Genomic DNA, 22,204 nt, shown 5'->3' on the forward strand with positions numbered 1-22,204 from the left:
GCTACTCCTTGGACTGAAATTGAATGGTTGAGAAAGCGGTCAGGCGGCTATCAGCCGACGACGCCCATGATGTCGGATTCCTTCATGATCAGGAGGTCCTGACCATCGATCTTGACCTCGGTGCCCGACCACTTGCCGAACAGGACGCGGTCGCCCTTCTTGACGTCGAGGGCAACGAGCTTGCCGGCCTCGTCGCGCGCGCCGGAGCCGACGGCGATGACCTCGCCCTCCTGGGGCTTTTCCTTGGCGGTCTCGGGGATGATGATGCCGCCCTTGGTCTTCTCTTCGCTGTCAAGGCGGCGGACCACGACGCGGTCATGCAACGGACGGAACTTCATGGTTCTGTCTTCCTCTCGATCTTATTCGGTTCGGGCGCCGCTGACGGGCACCCGGGGGATGCTGTTAGCAGTCACCAAGCAAGAGTGCTAACAGATGCAGCCGGAGATAGGCGCGGGGGTCCGGAGAGTCAAGGAAGCACCCCGCGATAAAGTGAACGTCGGCGGATGCGGTGTCGCAGGACGCTTCAGGCCGGCTGGCAGCAGCGCTTGAACACGCTAACATGGCGGAATGACGACGCCCGCGCCCGACCCCCGTCTCGACGCCATCGCACGCTCCTGCGTCGCGCTGCATGTGCGCATGACCGCGCGGGCCGTGACTCGCGCCTATGACGAGGCGATGCGCCCGAGCGGCCTCAAGATCACCCAGTTCGTGCTGCTCTCGGCGCTCTCGACCGGGCAGTGGAAATCGGTCACGGAACTGGCCGAACGCTTCGCGCTGGAGCGAACCTCGCTGACGCGCAATCTCCAGCTTCTGGCGGCCGAGGGCATGGTCGAGCCCGTGGAATGCCGGGGCCGGGCCTCGGTCTATGCGGTGACCGAGAAGGGCAGGGCCGCGATCGAGGCCGCGATTCCATACTGGCGCGCGGCGCAGGATAAGATCGAGGGCGGCTTCGGCGAGGAGCGCTGGCGCGAGACCCGCGACGGCCTCAAGGCGTTGCGCCGGGCCGCGCGCGGCGAGCGCTGAAGCCGGGTTCGCCGGTTGACCATAGCGCGATCTTGTCCCTATCGTGCAGATACACGAATGGAGATCGGCATGAAGCGCGCGGTTGGGGTGGTGACTCGCGAGGAGCTGGTCGCGGGCGATGGCTTGAGCTTCCTGCGCGGGATCATCGCCGGCACGAATCCGGCGCCGCCCTTCGCCGACGCCATGGATTTCGAATTGGTGGAAGCTGACGAGGGCCGGGTGGTCTTCGTCGGCCAACCCTCGCCGCGCTTCTTCAACCCGCTCGGCACTATCCACGGCGGCTGGACCGCGACGATCCTCGATTCCGCCATGGCCTGCGCTGCGCACGCCACGCTGAAGCCGGGCGAGGGCTACACGACGCTGGAGATGAAACTGAACTATGTCCGGCCGGTGATGCCGGACAGCGGGCCGGTGCGTTGCGAGGGCAAGCTGATCCATCGCGGCAGCTCGGTCATCACGACGGAGGGTAGGCTGGTCGACGCGCGCGGCAAGCTGCTCGCGCACGGCACCGAGACTTGCCTGGTGTTTCCGGCGAAGCCTAAAGCTTGATCTGAGCCGGTTGAATCAAGCTGGCCACGCTGGCCTCTAAGTTACTGCAGGAAAAAGAATTTGCTAACGCCGGCTGACGGCGACGGCCCCTGCCACGATCAGCAGCGCGCCGAGATAGGTCGTATAGAGCGGCACCTCGTCGAACAGGAAGAAGCCGAGCAGGCTTGCCCAGACCAGCGCCGTGTATTCGATCGGCGCAAGGCGCGAGGCGGCGGCCCGGGCATAGGCCGAGGTCAGGGTGAGATGCCCGGCCACGCCCAGCGCCCCCGCCAAGAGATAGATGGCGAGATCGCCAAGGCTCATCGGCACGAAGGCGTACCAGGCCGGTACCGCAAGGCAGAGCGCCGGCCCGACAGTCTGGAAGGCGACGATGACGGTCGGATGCTCCCTAACCGCGATGCGCCGGAGCATGATCAGGTTGAAAGCGTAGCTGACCGCCGAGAACAGCGCCGCCGCGACGCCGAGCCCGGCGCCGCTGACATGGCCCTGCAGCCGCGGCCAGACCATCACCAGCATGCCGGCGAGCCCGAAGCCGAGCGCCTGCAGGATGCGCCTGTCGATCTTCTCCTTGAGCAGCAAGCCGCCGAGCAGGGCGACGAAAACCGGCGCGAGGAAGGAGAGGGTCAAAGCCTCCGCCAGCGGCAGCACCGAGATCGAGTAGAAGAAGCTGCCGGCGGTCAGCACGACGAGCGGCACGCGCGCGGTGTTGCCGATCAGGCTCTCCCGCATCGGCCGGGCGGGGCGCGCGATCGCCAGCACCGCAAGCGCGCAAAGCCCGCCCATCGCGAAGCGCATGAACAGCGCGACGATGAAGGGATGGTGGTGTATCTGGCCCTTGACCACCGCGTCCATGACGGTGAGCAGGGCGATACCGAACGCGGCCCGGAAGGCGACGGCCGCGTTCATGACTTGCGAGGCAGCGGCTTGCGGAAATGGTATTCCCAGCTTTCCGAGACGTCGCCGAGGTAGCGTTCGCCCGGCCAGCGCGCGAAGCCGAGCTTCTCGTAGAAGCGATGGCCGCGCGTGAAGCGCGTATCCGACCAGAGCGTCATCTCGGCGAAGCCGCCCTGTGCCGCGAAGTCGATCGCCCTCGCGAAGAGGGCTTGCGCCAGCCCGGCACCTCGGAAGGCGGGGTCGACATAGACCTTGGCGAGTTCCACGGCGTTCTGCCCGGGTACCGGCAGGACGCCGAGCGAGCCGGCGATGCGGCCGTTCTCCCCATCCGCGATCCAGAGCACGCCGCCCTTAGCCGCGAAATAGGATGCCGGCCGGCGCAGTTCCGGCAGTTCCTCCTCGACGAAGATACAGCCCGGATACTCGGCGAAGCTCGCCGCGATGAGGGCGGAGAGCGGGCCGGAATCGTCGTCGCGGGCAGGCCGGATGGGCAGGGTCATGATATTGGCCTTAGGATCAAATCCGGCCGCCGGGAAGAGGCGGGAACGGCGCCGGGCAATGCCATGGCAGCAGAGCGGCGCTGGGGGCTCTTTCAACAGCCCCTTGGAAAACGTGCCCTGCGCGGCTACGCCCAAGCTGAATGCGGCGCGGCCGGTTGAGTCGCTGGCGTCGGTCGTGGCAGGGCGGAGATCGGGACGAAGTGGGCAGGGCACGATGACCGTTCTTCTGCCCTTCATCGTCAATGCCGGGCTGAATTTCGTCCTCGGACTGCTCGTCGCCCTGTTCCTTGGCCCGGAGGCCTTCGGGCTCTACGCCATTGGCGCCGCGACCATCGTGCTCATCAACACGGCGCTGCTCGACTGGCTGAAACTCTCCGTCGTCCGCTTCTATTCCCTGCAAAGCCGCGAGAGCGACCCCGGCATCCGGGCGACGCTCGACCTGCTTTTCGCCGGCGTCAGCCTGTCGCTTTGCGCGCTTCTCGCGGCGGCGCTGCTCGCGGGGATCGATGCCGGGCTGCCGGCGGCGCTCTTGATGGTATCGGTCGCGGGCGGCATCGCCGCCGGCTGGTTCGACTATCACGCGGCCATCGCCCGCGCCCGCTTCCTCGATGCGGCTTATGCCCGGCTCGTCCTCGTCCGCAGTGTCGCGGCGCTGCTGCTGATGGTCGGCGGAGCCTGGTGGTTCCATGATCCGGTTATCGTCCTGCTCGGCGGCGTGGTGAGTGCGGTCACTGCCGTTCTGGCTATTCGCGGGCGTTTGGCTGATGCCAAGCCGGCATCCGGTGTCTTGCGCATCGACCTGATGCGCAATTTCGCGCGCTATGCCCTGCCGCTGGTCGCGGGCAACGCGGTCTATGCCGCGATCCCGCTTCTGAACCGTGCGATCCTGGCCGAGAGCCATGGCTTCGCCGAGGCCGGCTACTTCTCGCTGGCATCCGATATCGGCTTGCGGCTCTTTCCGGTGTTGGCTTCGATGCTCGAGATCGTGCTGCTGCGCGAGGTCATCCGCCTCGACGAGACGCGCGGCCGTGTCGCCGCGCAGAAGCGCATCGCCCGCAACATGGTCCCGGTGCTCGCTTGCGTGCTCCCGGTCGCGCTCGGGTTCTGGCTGATCCTGCCGGCCTTCGAGCGGCTTTTCGTGCCCGCAAGCTTCCGCGGCCATTTCGCCGCTCATATGGCGCTGCTGCTGCCGGGCTTCGCGGCGATCGCGCTGTTCCAGGCGGCGCTCGCGCCCGTCTTCCTGCTGGCGAAGCGCACGCTCGTGGCGATTCTGGCGTCCCTGATCGGGCTTGCCATCAATCTCGCCGTCATCTTCGCCCAGCCCGGAACGCTGGCGCCGATGACGGTCTCGATCGCGCAGAGCGCCGCCTATCTCGCCGCGCTGCTGGTCATGGCGGTGATCGCCTTGCGGGCGTTGCCGGTCCGGCCGCCGCTGCGCGATCTCGCCTGCATCCTGGCGGCGGGCGCTGCGATGGGGCTCGCGATCTGGCCGTTGCGCGGCACGCTTCCGGCCGGGCTCGAATTGCCGCTTCAGGTCGGGCTCGGTGGGCTGATCTATGCGGCGGTCATCCTGGGCTGGGATGTCGGCCGCTGGCGCACGGGCCTGAAGCTGCGCTGGCTCGCCCGGCGCGCCGCGCGCCGGTGAGGGGCAAGGTTTCCTTCACCTTGTCGCTTGACGGCTCGCTAAGGTTAATTCCGCGAATTGCGTGATTTAAGGCTGGTTTTAGCGCCTGAGAGTCAACGATTCACCATTCCTTTGAGCGCGCCCCGCAGGCTTCCCGGCAGTCGATGTCGAGAGTGTTTGCGTCATGCGTCGAAAGATCCTTCTTCCGCTCCTGGCCGTTGCCGGAGCCCTGGCTGCGGCCGGGCCGGCCGTCGCGCAGGGCTATCGCCAGAATTACGGCTATGCCGCGCCGAACGATCCGATGGCGTCCGGCGGCGGACGCGGCACCTATGGCGGCGGCTTCATCGAGATGCTGATGACCGGCCGCGACCCGACGCCTTATGGCCGCGGCGGCGCGGTCTATAACCGCCCCGGCGGCTATGCCTATGGCCAGCGCATGCAGCCGCAGGGCGGTTACGAGCCCGATCCGTTCGAGGCCGCGCGCCAGCCCCGCGCCACGCGGCGCATGGCGGCGCTGGGCGAGCCTGTCGAGCCGCAGCAGGGCATCCAGCAGATCGTCGATCCGCGCTTCCGCAAGCAGGAGGTGGCCTATGACGGCCCGCACAAGCCCGGCACGATCATCATCGACACGCCCCAGCGCTTCCTTTTCCTGGTGCAGCCGGGCGGTCGGGCCCTGCGCTACGGCATCGGCGTCGGCCGGCCGGGCTTCTCCTGGGCCGGCATGAAGACGATCACCCGCAAGGCGGAATGGCCGAGCTGGACGCCTCCGGGCGAGATGCTGAAGCGCCGGCCGGACCTGCCGCGCTTCATGGCCGGCGGCCCCGACAACCCGATGGGCGCGCGCGCTATGTATCTGGGCTCGACGCTCTATCGCATCCACGGCACCAACGAGCCGAACACGATCGGGCAGGCGGTCTCCTCGGGCTGCATCCGCATGACCAATGACGACGTCACCGATCTCTACGAGCGCGTCCGCGTCGGGGCGAAGGTGCTGGTGATCTGAGGTTCGGCGGTCTGCGGAACCACCACCGTCATTCCGGGGCTTCGCGTTGCGAAGAGCCCAGAATCCAGAACCGACGTAACTTCCTCCAAGGGCTCGGTTGGCGGCCTCCCCAAATCCACGACGGTATCGGTTCTGGATTCCGGGCGCGGCCCAAGGGCCGCCCCGGAATGACAGCGGTTGTTTCAACGCTTCGTTGAGGCTCTACGAGCTCCCGATCAGGATGCCGACGGCGAGCACCGCCAGGCCGCCGATGACGATCTGCACGATCGCCGAGGCGAAGGGCGTTTCCATATAGCGCCAGCGCACCCAGGCGATCACCACCAGCTCGCAGGCGACGATCATGCCGGCGATGGCCGTCGCCATCCAGAAATCGGGGATGAGATAGGGCAGGGTGTGGCCGAGCCCGCCGATCGTGGTGGCAAAGCCGCAGGCGGCGCCGCGCACCCAGGGGTGGCCGCGCCCCGTCACCACTCCGTCGTCGGAGAGGGCTTCGGTCAGGCCCATGCTGATGCCGGCGCCGATCGAGGCGGCGAGGCCGACGACGAAGGCATTCCAGGAATCATGGGTCGCGAAGGCGGCGGCGAAGATCGGCGCCAGCGTCGAGACCGAGCCGTCGATCAGCCCGGCCAGCGCCGGCTGGACGATCTGGAGGACGAAGAGCCGCTTGCGCGTCTCCTCTTCCTCGTCGGCCGCGCCGGAGGTCTTGAGCTCCTCGCCGAGCCGTTCGGCCATGCTCTCATGCGCACGCTCTGCTTCCGCGAGGTCGGCGAGCAGCTTGCGCGTGCCGGTGTCGAAGGCCCGCTCCGCCGCACCGGCATAGAAGCGGCTCGCTTCGAGCTCCATCACGGCCGCATGCTTGCGTGCCGCGTCGAGCTGCAGGTCCTCATGCAGCCAGACCGGGTTGCGCTTCAGGAAGCCCTTCACGTCCTGGCGCGTGATATGCGGCAGCTCCTTGCCGAAACGGCTCTCATAGAGCGTGAGCAGGCTGTGGCGATGGCCCTGCTCCTCGACGGCCATGTCCTCGAACATCCCCGCCGAATGGGGATAGTTCGCGCGCAATCGCTGCGCGAAGGAGAGGTAGATGCGCGCGTCCTCCTCCTCGTTGGAGATGGCGAGGGCCAGGATTTCGGCTTCGGTGAGATCGGCGACGCGTTTCATGTGCGGAACCATAGATTAGAATAATTCTAAATCAAGACCCTCTCGGTGACAGGATGGCGCAGACAGCAAAAAGCCCGCCTCGGAGAGGCGGGCTGATAGGGGTGATCGATTCCTCGAAGGGCAGGCGCGGCCGGGTCAGACCCAGCTGTCGTCGTCCCCGCCGCCATCGTCGAAGCCGGGATCGTTGTCGTCGTCCTGGCTCGCGTTCTGGTAATTGGCCTCGCCGTCATAGCCCTGGCCGTAGCCACGGTCCTGCTGTGCCTGGTCGGAGGAGCCCTTGTCATAGGCCGCCTGATCGTTGGCGCCCTGCTCGTAGGCGGCCTGCTGCGGCGTAGCCCCTGCCGGGTTGGTCGCGCTGGTATCGCTCGCGGTCTGAGCCGCAGGCTTGCTGCCGCCGCCGAAGGCGTTGGTCAGGACATTGCCGAGCATCAGGCCGCCGGCGACGCCGGCTGCGGTGGTCAGCGCGCTCGCCATGAAGCCGCCGCCGCGGGACGGCTGCTGCGGCTGGTTGCTCCACGGGCCGGGCTGCGGCGCTTGTGGCTGCATCGGCATGCCCTGGGCGGGGGCTGCAGCTTGAGCCTGCGGCTGGGTATTCCAGGCGGAGGAGGGGGCTGCGGCATCGGCGCGCGGCGGCACGGGCGGAACCGAGCCGGTGCGCGGCACGGACGCACCGCCGAAGATGCCGGACAGGAAGCCGCCGGCCTGCGGCTGAGCCGGCTCGCTGGCGCGGCTCTGCGCCTCGCGAAGCTGCGCCTGCAGGCTCTCGACCTGCTGATGCAGATTGGTGATCGCCTGCTCCTGCACATAGACCGCCTGGGCCATGGCATAGGGCGCATAAGGGCTGCTCGCGCAGGCGTTCTGCGATGAAATTCTCAGCCTCGGGGTCGCGGGGCTGATTGGCCGCCTGCTTCAGGCGGTCGAAAATCCCGGCGATCACGTCGCGTTCTTGCGGCGTCATCGTCATCTCCTCTCGTTGGGCGGCACGGTTGCGCCGCGCTCAAGAGGTGGGATCGCCCTGTGACGGTATCAAGGCGTCGCTGCGACAACCGTAGGCTGGCGTCAGATGTTGCCGAAATCGTCGTCCGGCGGCGGCATCTCGTCGGCGTCGGACGGCGCCTGCAGCGTGCCGCGATTCAGCACCACGACGGTCGTGCCGGTCGGGACGCGGCTGAAGAGGTCGATGATGTCCTGGTTGAACAGGCGGATGCAGCCCGACGAGACCGACTGGCCGATCGACCACGGCTCGGTGGTGCCGTGGATGCGGTACATCGTGTCGCGGTTGCCCTGGTAGAGATAGAGTGCACGGGCGCCGAGCGGGTTCTCGAGGCCGCCGGCCATGCCGCCGGCCCATGGCCGATTGCGCTCCGGCTCGCGCGCGATCATCGCCGCCGTGGGGGTCCAGCGCGGCCACTGCGCCTTGCGGGCGACCGTGGCGCGGCCGCGCCAGGACATGCCCTGCTTGCCGACGCCGATGCCGTAGCGGATCGCCTTGCCGCCTTCCTGGACGAGATAGAGGAAGCGGTTGTCGGTATCGACGACGATCGTGCCGGGCTGCTCGCGGGTCGGGTAGGAGACGATGCGGCGCAGGAACTGGGGATCGACCTCGGAAAGGTCCGTCGCCGGCAGCGGGTGCAGCTCATCGGGCCGCTCGCCATACATCGAGAGATATTCGGCGCTGATCTGCCGCCCCCGGTTCGGCACCTCGAACGGCTCCTGGCGTTGCGTCGCGACGCAGGCCGCAAGGAACAGCGGGCTCAGCGCGGCGAAGACGCGGCGTGTCGGCCGGGCGAGGGGGGAGGCGGACGGCTGGACGGGGGACATCGACGGGAAACTCGGCGTTGCAGGCGACAATGAACGGCGGGACGGCGCCAGAGTTCCATGCGCCGTTGACGACCTCCGTTCAAGGTTGCCGAGATGGCCGTGGGGTGAACAGGAGATGGCCAAATTGTGTCCGTGCAACGCTGTTGCCGTTCGGCAACAGGCCGGATCGCGGCCTTTCGGCTCAGGCCGCCTCGTGCAGCCCCCATTTGAGCAGCCCCAGCCGTTCCCGGGCCCGCCAGCGCCACAGCATCATCACGGCGACGACCGAGAGCCCGATCACCAGCCCGATCCAGATCCCGCTGCCCGCGAGCGGGGTCAGGAAGCCGAGCCCAGCCGAGAGCGGCAGGCCGATGCCCCAGTAGCCGATACCCGCGAGGATCATCGGCAGGCGCGTATCGCCGAGGCCGCGCAGGATCGAGGAGCCGATAACCTGCGCCCCGTCGGCGATCTGGAAGACGGCGGCATAGAACAGGAAGATCGCCGCGATCTGCGCCACCGCCTCCGCGCCGGGCTTCGACCGGTCGAGGAAGGGCGCGATCAGCCAATCCGGCACGGTCGCCATCAAGAGCGCCGTGAAGCACATGAAGCTCAGTGCCAGGATCAGCGCCATCATGCCGGCGCGCCGGATGCCCTCCTTGTCGCCGGAGCCGAAGGCGCGCCCGACCCGCACCGTCCCGGCTTGGCCGATTCCGAGCGGCACCATGAAGGCGAGCGAGGCGATCTGGATCGCGATGGCATGGGCGGCGAGCGCGGTCGACCCGAGCAGCCCCATCATGAAGGCCGCGCCGTAGAAGATCAGCGATTCGAAGGCGAGCGTCAGCGCGATCGGCAGGCCCATGCGCCAGAAGGCGCGGTAGCGCGGCCAGTCCGGCACCCAGAAGCGACCGAACACCCGGTAGCGCCGGAACCGCCGGTCCAGCATGACCACCAGCGCGAGGCCGAGGAACATCAGGGCCGAGGAGAGCGCCGTCGCCATGCCCGATCCCGGAAGGCCGAGCGCCGGGAAGCCAAGCCGCCCGAACATCAGGCACCAGTTGGCGAAAGCGTTGAACGCCACCGCGAAGAGCACGACGATGAAGGCCCAGCGCGGCCGCTGCAGCGCGGCCACGAAGCCGCGCAGGCAGAGATAGAGGAAGAAGGGCAGCAGGCCCCATTGCAGCGTGTGGATATAGGACGCCGCGGCCCTCGACAGGGCGGGGTCCTGGCCCATCGCCCTCAGGATGAACTCGGCCTGCCAGAGGAAGAGCCACATCGGCCCGACCATGGTGGCCGCGGCCCAGAAACCTTGGCGGACCGTGCGGCGCAAATCCCGCACCGCGTGCCTGTTGCGGCCGAGCTCGATCGCGATCATCGGCGAGACCGCGCCCATCGCGCCGATCCCGAAGATCAGCGCTGCATTGTAGAGATTGGTGCCGAGCGCGCCCGCCGCCAGCGCGTCCGGGCTGAGATGGCCCATCATGATGACGTCGGTCGCCGTCATCGCGGTCTGAGCGACATTGGTCAGCACCATCGGCCAGCTCAGGGCCAGCATGGCGCGGGCTTCCGCAAGCCAGGGACGATGCGGACGGGACTCGGCGATTGCGGACATGGGGTGCCGCTTCTACCGCCGATCGGGGCATAGAAATAGCCGCGGCCACGCGCTCCGCCGCCCTGAGCCGATGCGCTGGACGCGGGTCGACAACCGCTGCCGCGGTCTGCATCTTGCCTTGCCGACTGCGGAGGAGCGTAAGCCGATGAGCACCAATCTGAGGATCGACGGCGCGAGACTGACTTCGCGCCTTGCCGAGCTTTCGAAGATCGGTGCGACGCCGGAAGGCGGCTGCCGCCGCCTCGCCCTGACTGATGAAGACAAGCAGGGGCGCGACTGGCTGGTCGGCCAGATGAAGGCGCTCGGCCTCGATACCCGTGTGGATGCGATCGGCAATATCGTCGGCATCCTGAGGGGACAGCAGGACGGCCCGGCCGTCATCATGGGCTCGCATATCGACACGGTCGGTACCGGCGGGCGCTTCGATGGTGCGCTCGGTGTCGTCGCCGGCGTCGAGGTTCTCGCCGCCTTGCGCGATGCTGGGCTGACGCCGAAGCGCGACATGGCGGTGATCGCCTTCACCAACGAGGAGGGCGCGCGCTTCCACCCGGACATGCTCGGCTCCTATGTCTGGGCCGGCGGCATGAGCGTCGAGGCGGCGCACCGGGAAGTCGATTCCGAAGGCATCGGGCTGGGCGCCGAGCTGAAGCGCATCGGCTACGAGGGCGCGGAGAAGCCGGGCTTCCTGCCGGCCCATGCCTATCTGGAGATGCATATCGAGCAGGGGCCGGTGCTGGAGAACGAGGGCGGCGGGCTTGGCGCCGTCACCGGCATCCAGGCGATCTGCTGGCTCGAACTCACCGTGAAGGGCCGCCCGAGCCATGCCGGCACGACGCCGATGGCCTATCGCAAGGACCCGGGGCTTGCCGCCGCGCGCATCAATATCTTCGCCAATGAACTGACCAAGACCATTCCCAACCAGCTCGCCAATAGCGGCGTCATCCGCGTCCAGCCCGGCAACGTCAATGTCGTGCCCGAGACCGTGGTGATGACGCTCGACCTGCGCAATCCGCTCGATCAGCCGCTGGCCCAGGCCGAGGCCGCGGTGCGCGCCTTCGGCGCCGAGTTGGCCGCGCGCGACGGCATCGAGATCTCCTTTCGCGACCTCGCGCGCTTCCCAGCGACGCCCTTCGCCGAAGAGCTGATCGCCGAGGTCGAGCGCAGCGCGGGCGAATTCGGTCTGCCGATCCGCCGCATGATCTCCGGCGCCGGCCACGATGCCCAGATGATGGCGCGGCTCTGCCCGACGGCGATGGTGTTCATTCCCTCGATCGGCGGTCTCTCGCACAACCCGGCCGAGTTCAGCACCGACGACGACATGGTCGCCGGCGCGAATATCCTGCTCACCACGGCCTGGCGCGTCGCCAACGCCTGAGAGGTCCCCTCATGACGACGATCGCCACGCTTTCCGCCGCCGAGCTCGGCCCGCTCTATGCGAGCAAGCAGCTCTCCCCCGTCGAGGTGGCGAAGGACACGCTCGCCCGCATCGAGCGCTTCGAGCCTGCGGTGAACGCCTTCGCCGTCCGCGACGAGGCGGTCACGCTCGCCATGGCCGAAGCCTCGCAGGCGCGCTGGCTGAAGGGCGAGGCGATCGGCCCGCTCGACGGCGTGCCCGTCACCATCAAGGACAATCTCGGCGTCGCCGGCTGGTCGATGCAGCGCGGCTCGGCCATCGCCTCCGACGCGCCCTTTCCCGAGGATTCTCCGGTCACGGCACGATTGCGCGAGGCCGGCACCGTCTTTCTCGGCAAGACCACGATGCCGGAATATGGCTGGAAGGGTGTCGGCGATTCGCCGCTCACCGGCATCACCCGCAATCCCTGGAACACCGGCACCGGGCCGGGTGGCTCTTCGTCGGGCGCGGCGGTCTGCGCCGCGCTCAATCTCGGCTGCATCCATATCGGCACGGATGGCGCGGGCTCCGTGCGCATTCCCGCCGCCTTCACCGGCGTCGTTGGGCTGAAGCCGAGCTATGGCCGCGTGCCGGCCTGGCCGATCTCGGTCATGGGCTTCCTTGCCCATCTCGGGCCGTTGGCGCGCACCGTCACCGATACCGCGCTCGCCATGAAGGTGATCGGCCAGCCCGACGCGCGCGACATGACCGCGCTCACGGATCGCCCGCCGGATTATGTCGACGGGCTCAAGGGCAGCATGAGAGGCCTGCGCGTCGCCTGGTCGCCGCGCCTCGGCCAGAACGTCGCTGTCGATCCCGAGATCGCCGCGCTGACGGCTGCGGCCGCACAGGTCTTCGCCGAGCTCGGCGCGACTGTGGAGGAGGTCGATCCCGGTTTCGACGATCCCATCGAGATCCTGATGACGCTCTGGTCCTCGGGCGCGGCGCTGGCGCTGAAGAGCATCGATGCCGCCGGGCGCAAGCGGATGGACCCGGGCCTCGTCGCTGTAGCGGAGCAAGGAGAGCGGGTCCCGGCTTCGGCCTATGTCGATGCGCTCCTGAACCAGCGCAATGCGCTGGCTTACCGGATGGCGCAGTTCCACCAGAAATACGACCTGCTGCTGACGCCGACCTTGCCGTTGCCGGCCTTCGCCGTCGGGCGCGATACGCCCGAGCACGGCGCCTATGGCGAGGACTGGACGCGCTGGACGCCTTTCACCTACCCGTTCAACATCACCGAGCAGCCCGCGGTCTCCGTGCCTTGCGGCCTGACCAAGGCAGGCCTGCCGGCCGGGCTCCAGATCGTCGGCGCCTTCGGCAAGGATGCGCTCGTTTTGCGGGCGGCCGCGGCCTTCGAGCAGGCGCGTCCGTTTGCCCGTGTGGATGAACCGGTCAAACCGATTTAATCGCGGATTTTTTCGCTTTTCCCGGAACGGGCCGAAAAAGCCCCTTCGGGCGCCCAAACCCTGCGTTCCCCCTGCAGAAGTTCCGTCTGGCACGAACCGTGCAGGCGGTTGGCGGGCTCTAGCGGGTGCTGCTGCGTGTTGTCAGGCGGATTTTTTCTGCTCAAACTTGCGGCAAGGCAGCCCGTTCAGAGGCGCCGCTTCAGGGGAGAGCATGATGGATCGCAGGACGTTTCTGAAATCCGCGACGGGCGCCGGCATGGCCGCCGCGACAGGCGGGCTGGCGATGCCCGCCCTGGCGCAAAGCCCAGCCAAGACGCTACGCTTCGTACCGCAGGCCAATCTCGCGAATTTCGACCCGATCTGGGGAACGCAATACGTCGTCCGCAACGCCGCTGCGCTGGTCTGGGACACGCTTTACGGCATCGATTCGAAGTTCCAGCCGCAGCGCCAGATGGTCGAGACGGAGGAGGTCTCCTCCGACGGCTTGACCTGGACCTTCAAGCTGCGCTCCGGCCTCAAGTTCCATGACGGCACGCCGGTCACCTCCAAGGACGTGGTCGCCAGCCTCGTGCGCTGGTCGGCGCGCGATCCGATGGGCCTGATGCTGCGCGCCATCCAGGTCGAGCTCGCGCCCGTCGACGAACTGACCTGGAAATGGTCGCTGAAGCAGCCCTTCCCGAAGATGCTGCTGGCGCTGGCCAAGAACAACGCGCCCTGTTCCTTCGTGATGCCCGAGCGCATCGCCAAGACCGACCCCTTCACGCAGATCACCGAATATATCGGCTCCGGCCCGATGAAGTTCCTGCGTAACGACTGGGTGCCCGGCGCCAAGGCGGTGTTCGAGAAATTCGCGGACTACAAGCCGCGCTCCGAAAAGGCGGACTGGCTCGCCGGCGGCAAGAACATCCTGGTCGACCGCGTCGAATGGGTGATCATGCCGGACGCCGCGACCGCTGCTGCCGCGCTCCAGAACGGCGAGGTCGACTGGTGGGAGACCCCGCTCGCCGATCTCGTGCCGGTGCTCAAGGGCCACAAGGACATCAATGTCGATATCGGCGATCCGCTGGGCAATGTCGGCGCCTTCCGCATGAACCACCTGTTCCCGCCCTTCAACAACCTGAAGGTGCGCCAGGCGGTGCTCACGGCGCTGAACCAGGAAGACTACATGCGCGCCGTCGTCGGCGACGACGACAAGCTCTGGAAGCCGCTGCCGGGCTTCTTCACCCCGGGCACGCCGCTCTACACCGAGGAAGGCGGCGACATCCTCAAGAAGCGCAATGTTGCCGAAGCCAAGAAGCTCCTCGCGGAATCCGGCTACAAGGGCGAGCCTGTGGTCTGCGTCGTCGCGCAGGACATGGCCGCGACCAAGTCGATGGGCGACGTCACCGCCTCGCTGCTCAAGAGCATCGGCATGAACGTCGATTTCGTCGCCACCGACTGGGGCACGGTCGGCTCCCGCCGCGCCCAGAAGACGCCTCCGGGACAGGGCGGCTGGAGCATGTTCCACACCTGGCATGCCGGCGCCGACTGCATCAATCCGGCCGCCTATACCGCGATCCGCGCCAATGGCGACAAGGCCTGGTTCGGCTGGCCGGACGTGCCCGCGGTCGAGACCGAGGTCACCAACTGGTTCAATGCCAAGGATCTGGCCGAGGAAAAGGCGGCGATGGGCCGCCTCAACAAGGCCGCCGTCGAGAACGTCGTCTTCGCGCCGACCGGCTTCTATCTCGGCTACCAGGCCTGGCGGAAGAACGTCACCGGCGTGGTCAGCGGGCCGCTGCCGTTCTTCTGGGACGTCAAGAAGGGCTGATCGCCCGCGCGGAGCAGCAAGGCGCTCCGCGCTCCCGGAGCTGCTCCGGCTCCGTTGCCTCGCTTCGTCGCGACCCGGAAGAAATCCGGGCCGCGGCCCCTGCTATCGCTTTGAACGAGGTCCCCCGGCCCCATGCTTAGTTTCGTCGTCAGGCGCATCATCACGACCATCCCGGTGATGGCCTTCGTGGCGTTGTTCGTCTTTTCGCTGCTCTATATCGCGCCGGGCGATCCCGCCGCCATCATCGCCGGTGACCAGGCCTCGCCCGCCGATGTCGAGCGCATCCGCGCCAGCCTGGGCCTTGACCGGCCTTATCTGGTGCGCTTCGCCGAATGGTCGTTCCGGGTGATCCAGGGCGATCTCGGCACCTCGATCTTCACCAACCTCCCGGTGACGCAGCTCATCGCGCAGCGCATCGAGCCGACGTTGTCGCTGATGGTCCTGACGCTGATCTTCGCTGTCGTGGTCGCCGTACCGATGGGCGTGGTGGCGGCCTGGAAGGCCGGCAGCTGGGTCGACAAGGCGGCGATGGGCTTCGCCGTGCTCGGCTTCTCCGTGCCGGTCTTCGTCGTCGGCTATCTGCTCGCCTATCTTTTCGCGCTCAAGCTCGATTGGCTGCCGGTGCAGGGCTACACGCCGATAGCGCAAGGCTTCTGGCCCTGGCTCAGGAACCTGATCCTGCCGGCCGTCACGCTCGGCCTCGTCTATATCGCGCTGATCGCCCGCATCACCCGCGCCACCATGCTCGAAGTGCTGCAGCAGGATTATGTCCGCACCGCCCAGGCCAAGGGCGTGGCGCAGAAGGACGTGCTCTTCCTGCATTCGCTCAAGAACGCGGCGGTGCCGATCGTCACGATCATCGGCATCGGCATCGCGCTGCTGATCGGCGGCGCGGTCGTCACCGAGAGCGTCTTCGCCATTCCCGGCCTCGGCCGGCTCACCGTCGATGCGATCCTGCGCCGAGACTACCCCGTCATCCAGGGCGTCGTGCTCATGTTCAGCCTGGTCTACGTGCTCGTGAACCTGCTGATCGACCTGACCTATACCCTCGTCGACCCGAGGATCCGCTATTGACCGCTCAATCGACCCCCGCGACCGTCGCAGCTCCCGCCACCGAGCCGGTGAAGGCCGAACTGAGCCGCGCCGCCCGCTTCCGCCGCTATCTGCGCCGGCACCCGTCCGTCGCCGTCGGCGGCGGGCTCCTCATCCTGATGGCGCTGATCGGCATCTTCGCGCCGCTGCTCTGGACCACCGATCCGACCGCGATCTCGCCATCGCGCCGCACCCGCGTGCCCTCCGAGCTCTACTGGTTCGGCACCGACATGCTGGGCCGCGACGTCTATTCGCGCGTGATCTATGGCGCCCGCGTCTCGCTGCTCGTCGGCTTCAGCGTGGCGGTCCTGGCCTCGGTCATCGGCCTGGCGATCGGCCTCTTCGCCGGCTTCATCCGCTGGGCCGACGGCATCATCATGCGCATCATCGACGGCATGATGTCGATCCCCCCGATCCTGCTCGCCATCGCCCTGATGGCGCTGACGCGCGGCTCGATCCAGAACGTCATCATCGCCATCACCGTCGCGGAGATTCCCCGCGTGGCGCGCCTCGTGCGTGGCGTCGTGCTCAGCTTGCGCGAGCAACCCTATGTCGAGGCTGCCGTGGCGAATGGTGCGCGCGTGCCGCGCATCATCTTCCGCCACATCCTGCCCAACACCTTCGCGCCGATGAGCGTGCAGGCGACCTATATCTGCGCCAGCGCCATGATCGTCGAGGCGATCCTGTCCTTCATCGGCGCGGGCGTGCCGCCGGCGACGCCGTCCTGGGGCAACATCATGGCCGAGGGCAGGGCGCTTTGGCAGGTCCGGCCGCACATCATCCTGTTCCCGGCGGTGTTCCTCTCGATCACCGTGCTGGCCGTCAACCTGCTCGGCGACGGCCTGAGAGACTCCCTCGATCCGCGCCTGGCCAAGACGCTCTGAGGGCCCGCCCCGCAGCTGGGACAACCCACGCCCCGCATTGCCGGCGCTTGACGCGCCGGCTCGGCACATCGAAGCCTTCCCCTCAGGGTGATCCTCATCCGGAGTCTATGCCGTGACCCGTATCCTGACCGTCGCCGCCGCCCAGCTCGGCCCCATCCAGCGTGATGAAAGCCGGGCTTCGGCCGTCGCCCGCCTGATCGAACTGATGCGGCAGGCGAAGAGTCACGGCGCCGATCTCGTGGTCTATCCGGAGGCCGCGCTCACCGCCTTCTTCCCGCATTGGTGGATCGACGACGAAGCCGAGATCGATAGCTGGTTCGAGAGCGCCATGCCCTCGAACGAGACCGCGCCGCTCTTCGAGGAGAGCAAGCGCCTCGGCATCGGCTTCCACCTCGGCTACTGCGAACTCGCCTTCGAACAGGGCCGCAAGCGCCGCTTCAACACCGCGATCCTCGTCGACAAGGCGGGCTCGATCGTCGGCAAGTACCGCAAGATCCATCTGCCGGGGCATCCCGAGCATCGCCCCGCGGCGCCCTTCCAGAATCTGGAGAAGCGCTATTTCGAGACGGGCGAACTCGGCTGGCCGGTCTGGCGGACGATGGATGCCAATATCGGCATGATGATCTGCAACGACCGCCGCTGGCCGGAAAGCTATCGCTCGATGGGCCTGCAGGACGTGGAGCTCATCGTGCTCGGCTACAACACGCCCAAGCACAATCCGCCCGCTCCGGACCATGACCGGCTCGGCAATTTCCACAACCAGCTCGTGATGCAGGCCGGCGCCTATCAGAACGCCACCTGGGTCGTCGGCGTCGCCAAGGCGGGGCTGGAGGCCGGCGTCGATCAGATTGGCGGCTCCTGCATCATCGCGCCGACCGGCGAGGTCGTGGCGCAGGCCGTAACCGAGGGCGACGAACTCGTCGTCGCCCGTTGCGACATGGATCTCGGGAAGAGCTATAAGGCCTCGACCTTCAACTTCGCCAAGCATCGCGAGCCCCAGGCCTATGGCCTGATCGTCGAGCGCAAGGGCGCTATTTCAATTTAGTGTACAATAAAATAAAAACCAATAATTGAGGCATATAATGGATATAATCGTAAATTCTTGGAATGAATTGAATGATGAATTGTTCAAAGATACGTTTAATCCAAGTATAAGTAGATTTAGATCAAATTTTGCTTATAGGGGATTGAATAAAAGCTCGTATAAACTTGAAAATGGAATAATCAGGATGGGAAAACCCTATCCGAACATGGAAAAGAATCTAATTAAGCAGTTTAAGAAATACGCTCATGACCGTGTTGTTGAGCGAGATACTGAGTGGCATTGGCTAAGTATTGCTCAGCATCACGGGCTGCCGACAAGGTTGTTGGATTGGACTTATTCGCCTTTTATAGCGCTTCATTTTGCCACGAGTTCTATGGCCGATTTTGGCCATGATTCTGCGGTTTGGAAGGTGAATTTTGCAGAAGTTCACGAGCTTCTTCAGGAGGAGCATAAGCAAAAATTAAATGCACTCGGATCGCAGATATTTTCTGCAGATGTTCTTGCTGATACGATAAGAGATATTGATGTTCTAAGTTCAAAGCATTCAAGTAATTTCGATATTGCTGTATTCTTTGAACCTCCTGCGATTGATGATAGAATAGTAAATCAATTTGCATATTTTTCGGCTTTGAGTGATCCGTATTTAGCGATGGATGATTGGTTAAATAAGCAATATGTATCCGGAAAGGTTACGATAAGCCGAATAATAATACCATCAGGTCTTAAGTGGGAAGTGAGAGATAAGCTTGATCAGTCAAATATTAACGAGCGTGTCCTTATGCCCGGGTTGGATGGTCTATGTCAGTGGTTGCAGCGTCACTATAAGCCAGTATAGAATTCAAGGATAATACAATGACTCATGATCTCATCCTGAAGGGCGGCCGCGTCATCGACCCCTCCCAGAAGCATGACGGCATCCTCGATGTCGCCTTCACGGACGGCAAGGTCTCCGGCTTCGGCAAAGACCTGAAGGGCGCCAAGGAAATCCGCGACGTCTCCGGCTACATCGTCTCGCCCGGCCTGATCGACCTGCACACCCATGTCTATTGGGGCGGCACCTCGCTCGGCATCGACGCCGACGAGTTCTGCCGCGTCTCCGGCGTCACCACCTCGGTCGATACCGGCTCGGCCGGCCCCGGCAACTGGCCGGGCTTCCGCAAGCACGTCATCGAGCCGAGCCAGGCGCGCATCCTCGCCTATCTCCATGTCTCCCATGCCGGCATCTACGGCTTCGACCACCGCGTCATGGTCGGCGAGAGCGGCGACCTGCGCCTGATGAACCCGATCGACTGCGCCAGGGTCGCCGACGAGAACCGCGACTACATCGTCGGCATCAAGGTCCGCGTCGGCCTGCACGCTTCGGGCGACCAGGGCACCAAGCCGCTGAACATCGCGCTGCAGGTCGCCGACGAGGTCGGCATGCCCCTGATGTGCCATATCGACCATCCGCCGCCGTCCTATGAGGAAGTCATCGCCATGCTCCGGCCGGGCGACGTGCTGACCCACGCCTTCCGTCCCTTCCCGAACGCGCCGGCCACCGCGCAGGGCACGGTGAAGCCTGAGGTTCTGGCGGCCCGCAAGCGCGGCGTCATCTTCGATATCGGCCACGGCAAGGGCTCGTTTTCCTTCAAGACCACGCGCGCCATGCTCGCCAACGGCTTCGAGCCGGACGTGATCTCGTCCGACGTGCACAAGCTCTGCATCGACGGCCCGGCCTATGACCAGGTCACGACGATGTCGAAATTCCTCTGCATGGGCATGAGCCTGAACAACGTCATCGCGGCTTCGACCGTGAACGCGGCGATGGCGCTGAAGCGCCCGGAATACGGTTCGCTCAAGGTCGGCTCGCTCGGCGACGCGACGATCCTCACCGTCAAGGAAGGCAAGTTCGCCTATGAGGACGTCGTCGGCGAGATCCTGACCGGCGACCGCAAGATCGTATCCGAGGGCGTCGTGCTCAAGGGCAAGTGGTGGCACCCGAAGCGGACCAGCAAGTTCCCGAAGGTCGCGGCGTAAGCGTTCATGGCCAACGAAACGAGCTGGCGCCGCATGGCGCCGGCCGACCTGCCGGCCGTGATGGCGATCGCGGCCGTCGTGCATCCCGACTATCCCGAGGATGAGGCAATCTTCGCCGAACGCCTGCGCCTGGCGCCCGAAGGTTGCCATGTCCTGGCCGGCGGCGATGGAGCGCTTCAGGGCTATCTCGTTAGCCATCCCTGGCCGGCGGGCGCGGTTCCTGCCTTGAACTCCCTGCTCGGCGGCATCCCGGTCGGCATCGCGAACTGGTACCTGCACGACCTCGCCTTGCTACCTGCCGGGCGCGGCAGTGGCGCGGCCGCGGCGATCGTCGCCGCAATCGTCCGCCAGGCAGCCGAGACCGGCTATACGAGCCTGGCGCTGGTTGCGGTCAACGATTCGACCGGCTTCTGGCGGCGGCAGGGTTTTCGCGAGGTGCATGACCCCGCGCTTGATCGCAAGCTTGCAAGCTATGACGATGCGGCCCGCTATATGCGCCGCGATATGAACGGCTGATGCCGCGGGCATCGGCAGGGCAAGATTGAAGTGAGGAGAGAAACGCCATGAGCGCCGAGGACAAGCTGAAGGAGCTGGGGCTGACCCTGCCGGACGTGCCGACGCCGGTCGCGACCTATGTCAGCTTCAAGCAGGTCGGCGACATGATCTATCTCTCCGGCCAGGGTCCCAAGCGCGCCGACGGCACCTATCCGACCGGCAAGGTCGGCGCCGATGTCACGATCGAGCAGGCCTATGAACATGCCAAGCAGACGGGCCTCGGCTTGCTCGCGGCGATGAAGAAGGCTGTCGGCTCGCTCGACAAGGTCGAGGTGGTCAAGCTGCTCGGCATGGTCAATGCCGCCCCCGATTTCTCGGACCATCCCAAGGTCATCAACGGCTGCTCCGACCTCTTCGTCGCCGTGCTCGGCGACCGGGGCCGCCATGCCCGCTCGGCCGTCGGCATGGGCTCGCTGCCGAACCGCATGACCGTCGAGATCGAAGTCATCGTCAAGGTGCACCCATGAGCGTGACCGCAACCACCTCCAAATCAGTCGACGAGCCGGCCGCGACCCCGCTCGCTGCCGAGATCGCCCGCGTCTACGGCACGCCCGCCGTGGTCATCGATCTCGACAAGGTCGATGCCAATATCGCTCGCCTCCAGGCTGCCTGCGATGCCGCCGGCGTCGCCAACCGCCCGCATATCAAGACGCATAAGTCGCCAGAGCTGGCGCGGCTCCAGATCGAGGCCGGCGCGCGCGGCATCACCTGTCAGAAGCTCGGCGAGGCCGAGATCATGGCCGATGGCGGCATCGACGACATCCTGATCAGCTACAACATCCTCGGCGAGGAAAAGCTCGGCCGTCTCGGTGCGCTCCAGCGCCGCGTCAGGATGATCGTCGCCGCCGACAACCCCGTCACCATCTCCGGCCTGCCGCGCGCCGGCGAGATCGCCGGGCGCGACCTTGAGGTCGTCATCGAATGCGACACCGGCCGCAAGCGTGCCGGCGTCGAGACCCCCGGCGAGGCGGTCGAGCTTGCGAAGATGGTCGCGGCCTCGCCCGGCCTGCGCTTCGCCGGCTTCCTGATGTACCCGCCCGAGGATGGCTGGGAGCGTACGCAGGTGTTCCTCGACACGGCCAATGCCGGCCTGCGCGATGCTGGCCTCAAGGCCGACATCGTCTCGACCGGCGGCTCGCCCAACATCCCCAACATGGGCAAGCTGAAGGGCTCGACCGAGCATCGTTCGGGCACCTCGATCTTCAACGATCGCATGCAGATCGCGGCGGGCGTCGCGACGCTCGAGGATTGCGCGCTGACCGTCTACGCCACGGTGGTGAGCCGTGCGGGGCCGGAGCGCGGCATCCTCGATTCAGGCTCGAAGACGCTGACCAGCGACAAGGGCAATCTCGACGGCCACGGCTATATCCTCGAATATCCGGCGGCGCGGATCGCGCAATTCGCCGAGGAACACGGCTTCCTTGACCTCTCCGCTTCGAACAAGCGTCCGCTTGTCGGCGAGGTCGTGCGGGTCGTGCCGAACCATGTCTGCGTCGTCGTCAACATGGTCGATCGCCTGGTTACCGTGCGCGGCGACAAGCTGATCGGCGAATTGCCGGTCGCGGCGCGCGGCAAGCTGACCTGAGTCGGGCTTAGAGCTCGTTTGGCTCAGCCCTCATCCTGAGGAGCCATTCCTTTTCGAATGGCGTCTCGAGGGATGTTTCAGGAGGCTCCGGAACCATCCGGACCATTCTTCGAGACGCCGCTGACGCGGCTCCTCAGGACGAGGGCTGAGCAGAGAGCGGCCTCTAATTTTTGCAGGCTCAATTCTGCAGGATCTTCGATCCTTTGATCGTAACATTGCCGGACGCCTTGGCTTCGAGGCGTCCGGAAGCCCTGATCG

General features: G+C 66.1%; 22 protein-coding genes and 1 pseudogene. 15 read left to right on the top strand and 8 right to left on the bottom strand.

The genetic code is table 11. The annotated features are described in order from the left end of the window. Positions 1-50 precede the first annotated feature (50 nt). Positions 51-338 carry a co-chaperone GroES gene (gene groES / locus JHD80_RS14430; protein ID WP_047576256.1) on the bottom strand — a complete coding sequence of 96 codons (288 nt, stop codon included), beginning with the start codon at positions 336-338 and terminating at the stop codon, positions 51-53. A 229-nt stretch (positions 339-567) separates the two neighbouring features. Between groES and JHD80_RS14435 the strand changes: the two genes are divergently transcribed. Both JHD80_RS14435 and JHD80_RS14440 read left to right on the top strand, forming a co-directional pair. Continuing rightward, positions 568-1,023, top strand: a complete 456-nt coding sequence (locus JHD80_RS14435) for a MarR family winged helix-turn-helix transcriptional regulator (RefSeq protein WP_199088506.1) — start codon at positions 568-570, stop codon at positions 1,021-1,023. A gap of 69 nt (positions 1,024-1,092) precedes the next feature. Next, positions 1,093-1,572, top strand: a complete 480-nt coding sequence (locus JHD80_RS14440; RefSeq protein ID WP_199088508.1) for a PaaI family thioesterase — start codon at positions 1,093-1,095, stop codon at positions 1,570-1,572. Between the two features lie 63 nt (positions 1,573-1,635). Here JHD80_RS14440 and JHD80_RS14445 read toward each other — a convergent pair whose 3' ends face one another. Beyond that, entirely contained in the window at positions 1,636-2,478 is an 843-nt protein-coding gene (locus JHD80_RS14445; RefSeq protein ID WP_199088510.1) for a DMT family transporter, read from the bottom strand. Next, positions 2,475-2,966: a GNAT family N-acetyltransferase gene (locus JHD80_RS14450; protein ID WP_199088512.1), complete on the bottom strand. Its 492-nt coding sequence runs from the start codon at positions 2,964-2,966 to the stop codon at positions 2,475-2,477. The genes JHD80_RS14445 and JHD80_RS14450 overlap by 4 nt, the downstream gene beginning before the upstream one ends. Before the next feature lie 214 nt (positions 2,967-3,180). Between JHD80_RS14450 and JHD80_RS14455 the strand changes: the two genes are divergently transcribed. Together JHD80_RS14455 and JHD80_RS14460 are read left to right on the top strand one after the other, a co-directional pair. Next, positions 3,181-4,611 carry a lipopolysaccharide biosynthesis protein gene (locus tag JHD80_RS14455; protein ID WP_199088514.1) on the top strand — a complete coding sequence of 477 codons (1,431 nt, stop codon included), beginning with the start codon at positions 3,181-3,183 and terminating at the stop codon, positions 4,609-4,611. Between the two features lie 163 nt (positions 4,612-4,774). After that, positions 4,775-5,593, top strand: coding sequence for a L,D-transpeptidase (locus JHD80_RS14460; protein WP_199088516.1), 819 nt, complete (start codon positions 4,775-4,777; stop codon positions 5,591-5,593). Between the two features lie 201 nt (positions 5,594-5,794). Here the strand turns inward: JHD80_RS14460 and mbfA are convergent, their stop codons facing one another. From mbfA to JHD80_RS14480, 5 genes and pseudogenes are all read right to left on the bottom strand, one after another. After that, positions 5,795-6,751: an iron exporter MbfA gene (mbfA, locus tag JHD80_RS14465; RefSeq protein ID WP_199088518.1), complete on the bottom strand. Its 957-nt coding sequence runs from the start codon at positions 6,749-6,751 to the stop codon at positions 5,795-5,797. Between the two features lie 135 nt (positions 6,752-6,886). Then, entirely contained in the window at positions 6,887-7,573 is a 687-nt protein-coding gene (locus JHD80_RS14470) for a DUF2076 domain-containing protein (RefSeq protein WP_248311559.1), read from the bottom strand. Between the two features lie 73 nt (positions 7,574-7,646). Next, positions 7,647-7,715 (bottom strand): annotated as a pseudogene (locus tag JHD80_RS28720) (hypothetical protein); the annotation flags it as partial. Between the two features lie 95 nt (positions 7,716-7,810). Next, positions 7,811-8,572 carry a L,D-transpeptidase gene (locus tag JHD80_RS14475; protein WP_199088520.1) on the bottom strand — a complete coding sequence of 254 codons (762 nt, stop codon included), beginning with the start codon at positions 8,570-8,572 and terminating at the stop codon, positions 7,811-7,813. Between the two features lie 181 nt (positions 8,573-8,753). Then, positions 8,754-10,160 carry an MATE family efflux transporter gene (locus JHD80_RS14480; protein ID WP_199088522.1) on the bottom strand — a complete coding sequence of 469 codons (1,407 nt, stop codon included), beginning with the start codon at positions 10,158-10,160 and terminating at the stop codon, positions 8,754-8,756. Between the two features lie 145 nt (positions 10,161-10,305). Between JHD80_RS14480 and JHD80_RS14485 the strand changes: the two genes are divergently transcribed. From JHD80_RS14485 to JHD80_RS14535, 11 genes are all read left to right on the top strand, one after another. Beyond that, positions 10,306-11,535: a M20 family metallo-hydrolase gene (locus JHD80_RS14485; RefSeq protein WP_199088524.1), complete on the top strand. Its 1,230-nt coding sequence runs from the start codon at positions 10,306-10,308 to the stop codon at positions 11,533-11,535. Between the two features lie 11 nt (positions 11,536-11,546). Beyond that, positions 11,547-12,959 (top strand): amidase, encoded by a 1,413-nt coding sequence (locus JHD80_RS14490; RefSeq protein ID WP_199088526.1) that lies wholly within the window; start codon positions 11,547-11,549, stop codon positions 12,957-12,959. A gap of 214 nt (positions 12,960-13,173) precedes the next feature. After that, complete coding sequence (locus JHD80_RS14495) at positions 13,174-14,769, top strand: ABC transporter substrate-binding protein (RefSeq protein WP_199088528.1); 1,596 nt, start codon at positions 13,174-13,176, stop codon at positions 14,767-14,769. Between the two features lie 132 nt (positions 14,770-14,901). Continuing rightward, positions 14,902-15,843, top strand: a complete 942-nt coding sequence (locus JHD80_RS14500; RefSeq protein ID WP_199088530.1) for an ABC transporter permease — start codon at positions 14,902-14,904, stop codon at positions 15,841-15,843. Positions 15,844-15,890: 47 nt separating this feature from the next. Then, on the top strand, positions 15,891-16,745 hold the full coding sequence (locus JHD80_RS14505) for an ABC transporter permease (protein WP_349237271.1): 855 nt from the start codon (positions 15,891-15,893) through the stop codon (positions 16,743-16,745). Positions 16,746-16,857: 112 nt separating this feature from the next. Then, positions 16,858-17,790 (top strand): nitrilase-related carbon-nitrogen hydrolase, encoded by a 933-nt coding sequence (locus JHD80_RS14510; protein ID WP_199088534.1) that lies wholly within the window; start codon positions 16,858-16,860, stop codon positions 17,788-17,790. A 37-nt stretch (positions 17,791-17,827) separates the two neighbouring features. Continuing rightward, positions 17,828-18,625, top strand: a complete 798-nt coding sequence (locus JHD80_RS14515) for an FRG domain-containing protein (protein ID WP_199088536.1) — start codon at positions 17,828-17,830, stop codon at positions 18,623-18,625. Between the two features lie 17 nt (positions 18,626-18,642). Beyond that, the gene (locus tag JHD80_RS14520) at positions 18,643-19,806 is read left to right on the top strand and encodes an amidohydrolase/deacetylase family metallohydrolase (RefSeq protein ID WP_199088544.1); all 1,164 of its coding nucleotides are present in this window, start codon (positions 18,643-18,645) and stop codon (positions 19,804-19,806) included. Between the two features lie 6 nt (positions 19,807-19,812). After that, positions 19,813-20,322, top strand: coding sequence for a GNAT family N-acetyltransferase (locus JHD80_RS14525; protein ID WP_199088546.1), 510 nt, complete (start codon positions 19,813-19,815; stop codon positions 20,320-20,322). A gap of 47 nt (positions 20,323-20,369) precedes the next feature. Further along, complete coding sequence (locus JHD80_RS14530; protein WP_199088548.1) at positions 20,370-20,828, top strand: RidA family protein; 459 nt, start codon at positions 20,370-20,372, stop codon at positions 20,826-20,828. Beyond that, positions 20,825-21,946 (top strand): alanine racemase, encoded by a 1,122-nt coding sequence (locus tag JHD80_RS14535; protein ID WP_199088550.1) that lies wholly within the window; start codon positions 20,825-20,827, stop codon positions 21,944-21,946. The genes JHD80_RS14530 and JHD80_RS14535 overlap by 4 nt, the downstream gene beginning before the upstream one ends. Positions 21,947-22,204 lie beyond the last annotated feature (258 nt).

Origin of the sequence: Allobosea sp. ASV33 (assembly GCF_016428755.1) — a bacterium.
Classification (GTDB): domain Bacteria; phylum Pseudomonadota; class Alphaproteobacteria; order Rhizobiales; family Beijerinckiaceae; genus Allobosea.

Excerpts from the sequence above, each read along its gene's own strand:
- JHD80_RS14470 (WP_248311559.1), bottom strand. The coding sequence starts at position 7,573 with ATGGCCCAGGCGGTCTATGTGCAGGAGCAGGCGATCACCAATCTGCAT.
- JHD80_RS14490 (WP_199088526.1), top strand. The coding sequence starts at position 11,547 with ATGACGACGATCGCCACGCTTTCCGCCGCCGAGCTCGGCCCGCTCTAT.
- JHD80_RS14515 (WP_199088536.1), top strand. The coding sequence starts at position 17,828 with ATGGATATAATCGTAAATTCTTGGAATGAATTGAATGATGAATTGTTC.
- JHD80_RS14485 (WP_199088524.1), top strand. The coding sequence starts at position 10,306 with ATGAGCACCAATCTGAGGATCGACGGCGCGAGACTGACTTCGCGCCTT.
- JHD80_RS14520 (WP_199088544.1), top strand. The coding sequence starts at position 18,643 with ATGACTCATGATCTCATCCTGAAGGGCGGCCGCGTCATCGACCCCTCC.
- JHD80_RS14450 (WP_199088512.1), bottom strand. The coding sequence starts at position 2,966 with ATGACCCTGCCCATCCGGCCTGCCCGCGACGACGATTCCGGCCCGCTC.
- JHD80_RS14535 (WP_199088550.1), top strand. The coding sequence starts at position 20,825 with ATGAGCGTGACCGCAACCACCTCCAAATCAGTCGACGAGCCGGCCGCG.
- JHD80_RS14460 (WP_199088516.1), top strand. The coding sequence starts at position 4,775 with ATGCGTCGAAAGATCCTTCTTCCGCTCCTGGCCGTTGCCGGAGCCCTG.
- JHD80_RS14455 (WP_199088514.1), top strand. The coding sequence starts at position 3,181 with ATGACCGTTCTTCTGCCCTTCATCGTCAATGCCGGGCTGAATTTCGTC.
- mbfA (WP_199088518.1), bottom strand. The coding sequence starts at position 6,751 with ATGAAACGCGTCGCCGATCTCACCGAAGCCGAAATCCTGGCCCTCGCC.
- JHD80_RS14475 (WP_199088520.1), bottom strand. The coding sequence starts at position 8,572 with ATGTCCCCCGTCCAGCCGTCCGCCTCCCCCCTCGCCCGGCCGACACGC.
- JHD80_RS14500 (WP_199088530.1), top strand. The coding sequence starts at position 14,902 with ATGCTTAGTTTCGTCGTCAGGCGCATCATCACGACCATCCCGGTGATG.
- JHD80_RS14435 (WP_199088506.1), top strand. The coding sequence starts at position 568 with ATGACGACGCCCGCGCCCGACCCCCGTCTCGACGCCATCGCACGCTCC.
- groES (WP_047576256.1), bottom strand. The coding sequence starts at position 338 with ATGAAGTTCCGTCCGTTGCATGACCGCGTCGTGGTCCGCCGCCTTGAC.
- JHD80_RS14445 (WP_199088510.1), bottom strand. The coding sequence starts at position 2,478 with ATGAACGCGGCCGTCGCCTTCCGGGCCGCGTTCGGTATCGCCCTGCTC.
- JHD80_RS14530 (WP_199088548.1), top strand. The coding sequence starts at position 20,370 with ATGAGCGCCGAGGACAAGCTGAAGGAGCTGGGGCTGACCCTGCCGGAC.
- JHD80_RS14480 (WP_199088522.1), bottom strand. The coding sequence starts at position 10,160 with ATGTCCGCAATCGCCGAGTCCCGTCCGCATCGTCCCTGGCTTGCGGAA.
- JHD80_RS14525 (WP_199088546.1), top strand. The coding sequence starts at position 19,813 with ATGGCCAACGAAACGAGCTGGCGCCGCATGGCGCCGGCCGACCTGCCG.
- JHD80_RS14440 (WP_199088508.1), top strand. The coding sequence starts at position 1,093 with ATGAAGCGCGCGGTTGGGGTGGTGACTCGCGAGGAGCTGGTCGCGGGC.
- JHD80_RS14495 (WP_199088528.1), top strand. The coding sequence starts at position 13,174 with ATGGATCGCAGGACGTTTCTGAAATCCGCGACGGGCGCCGGCATGGCC.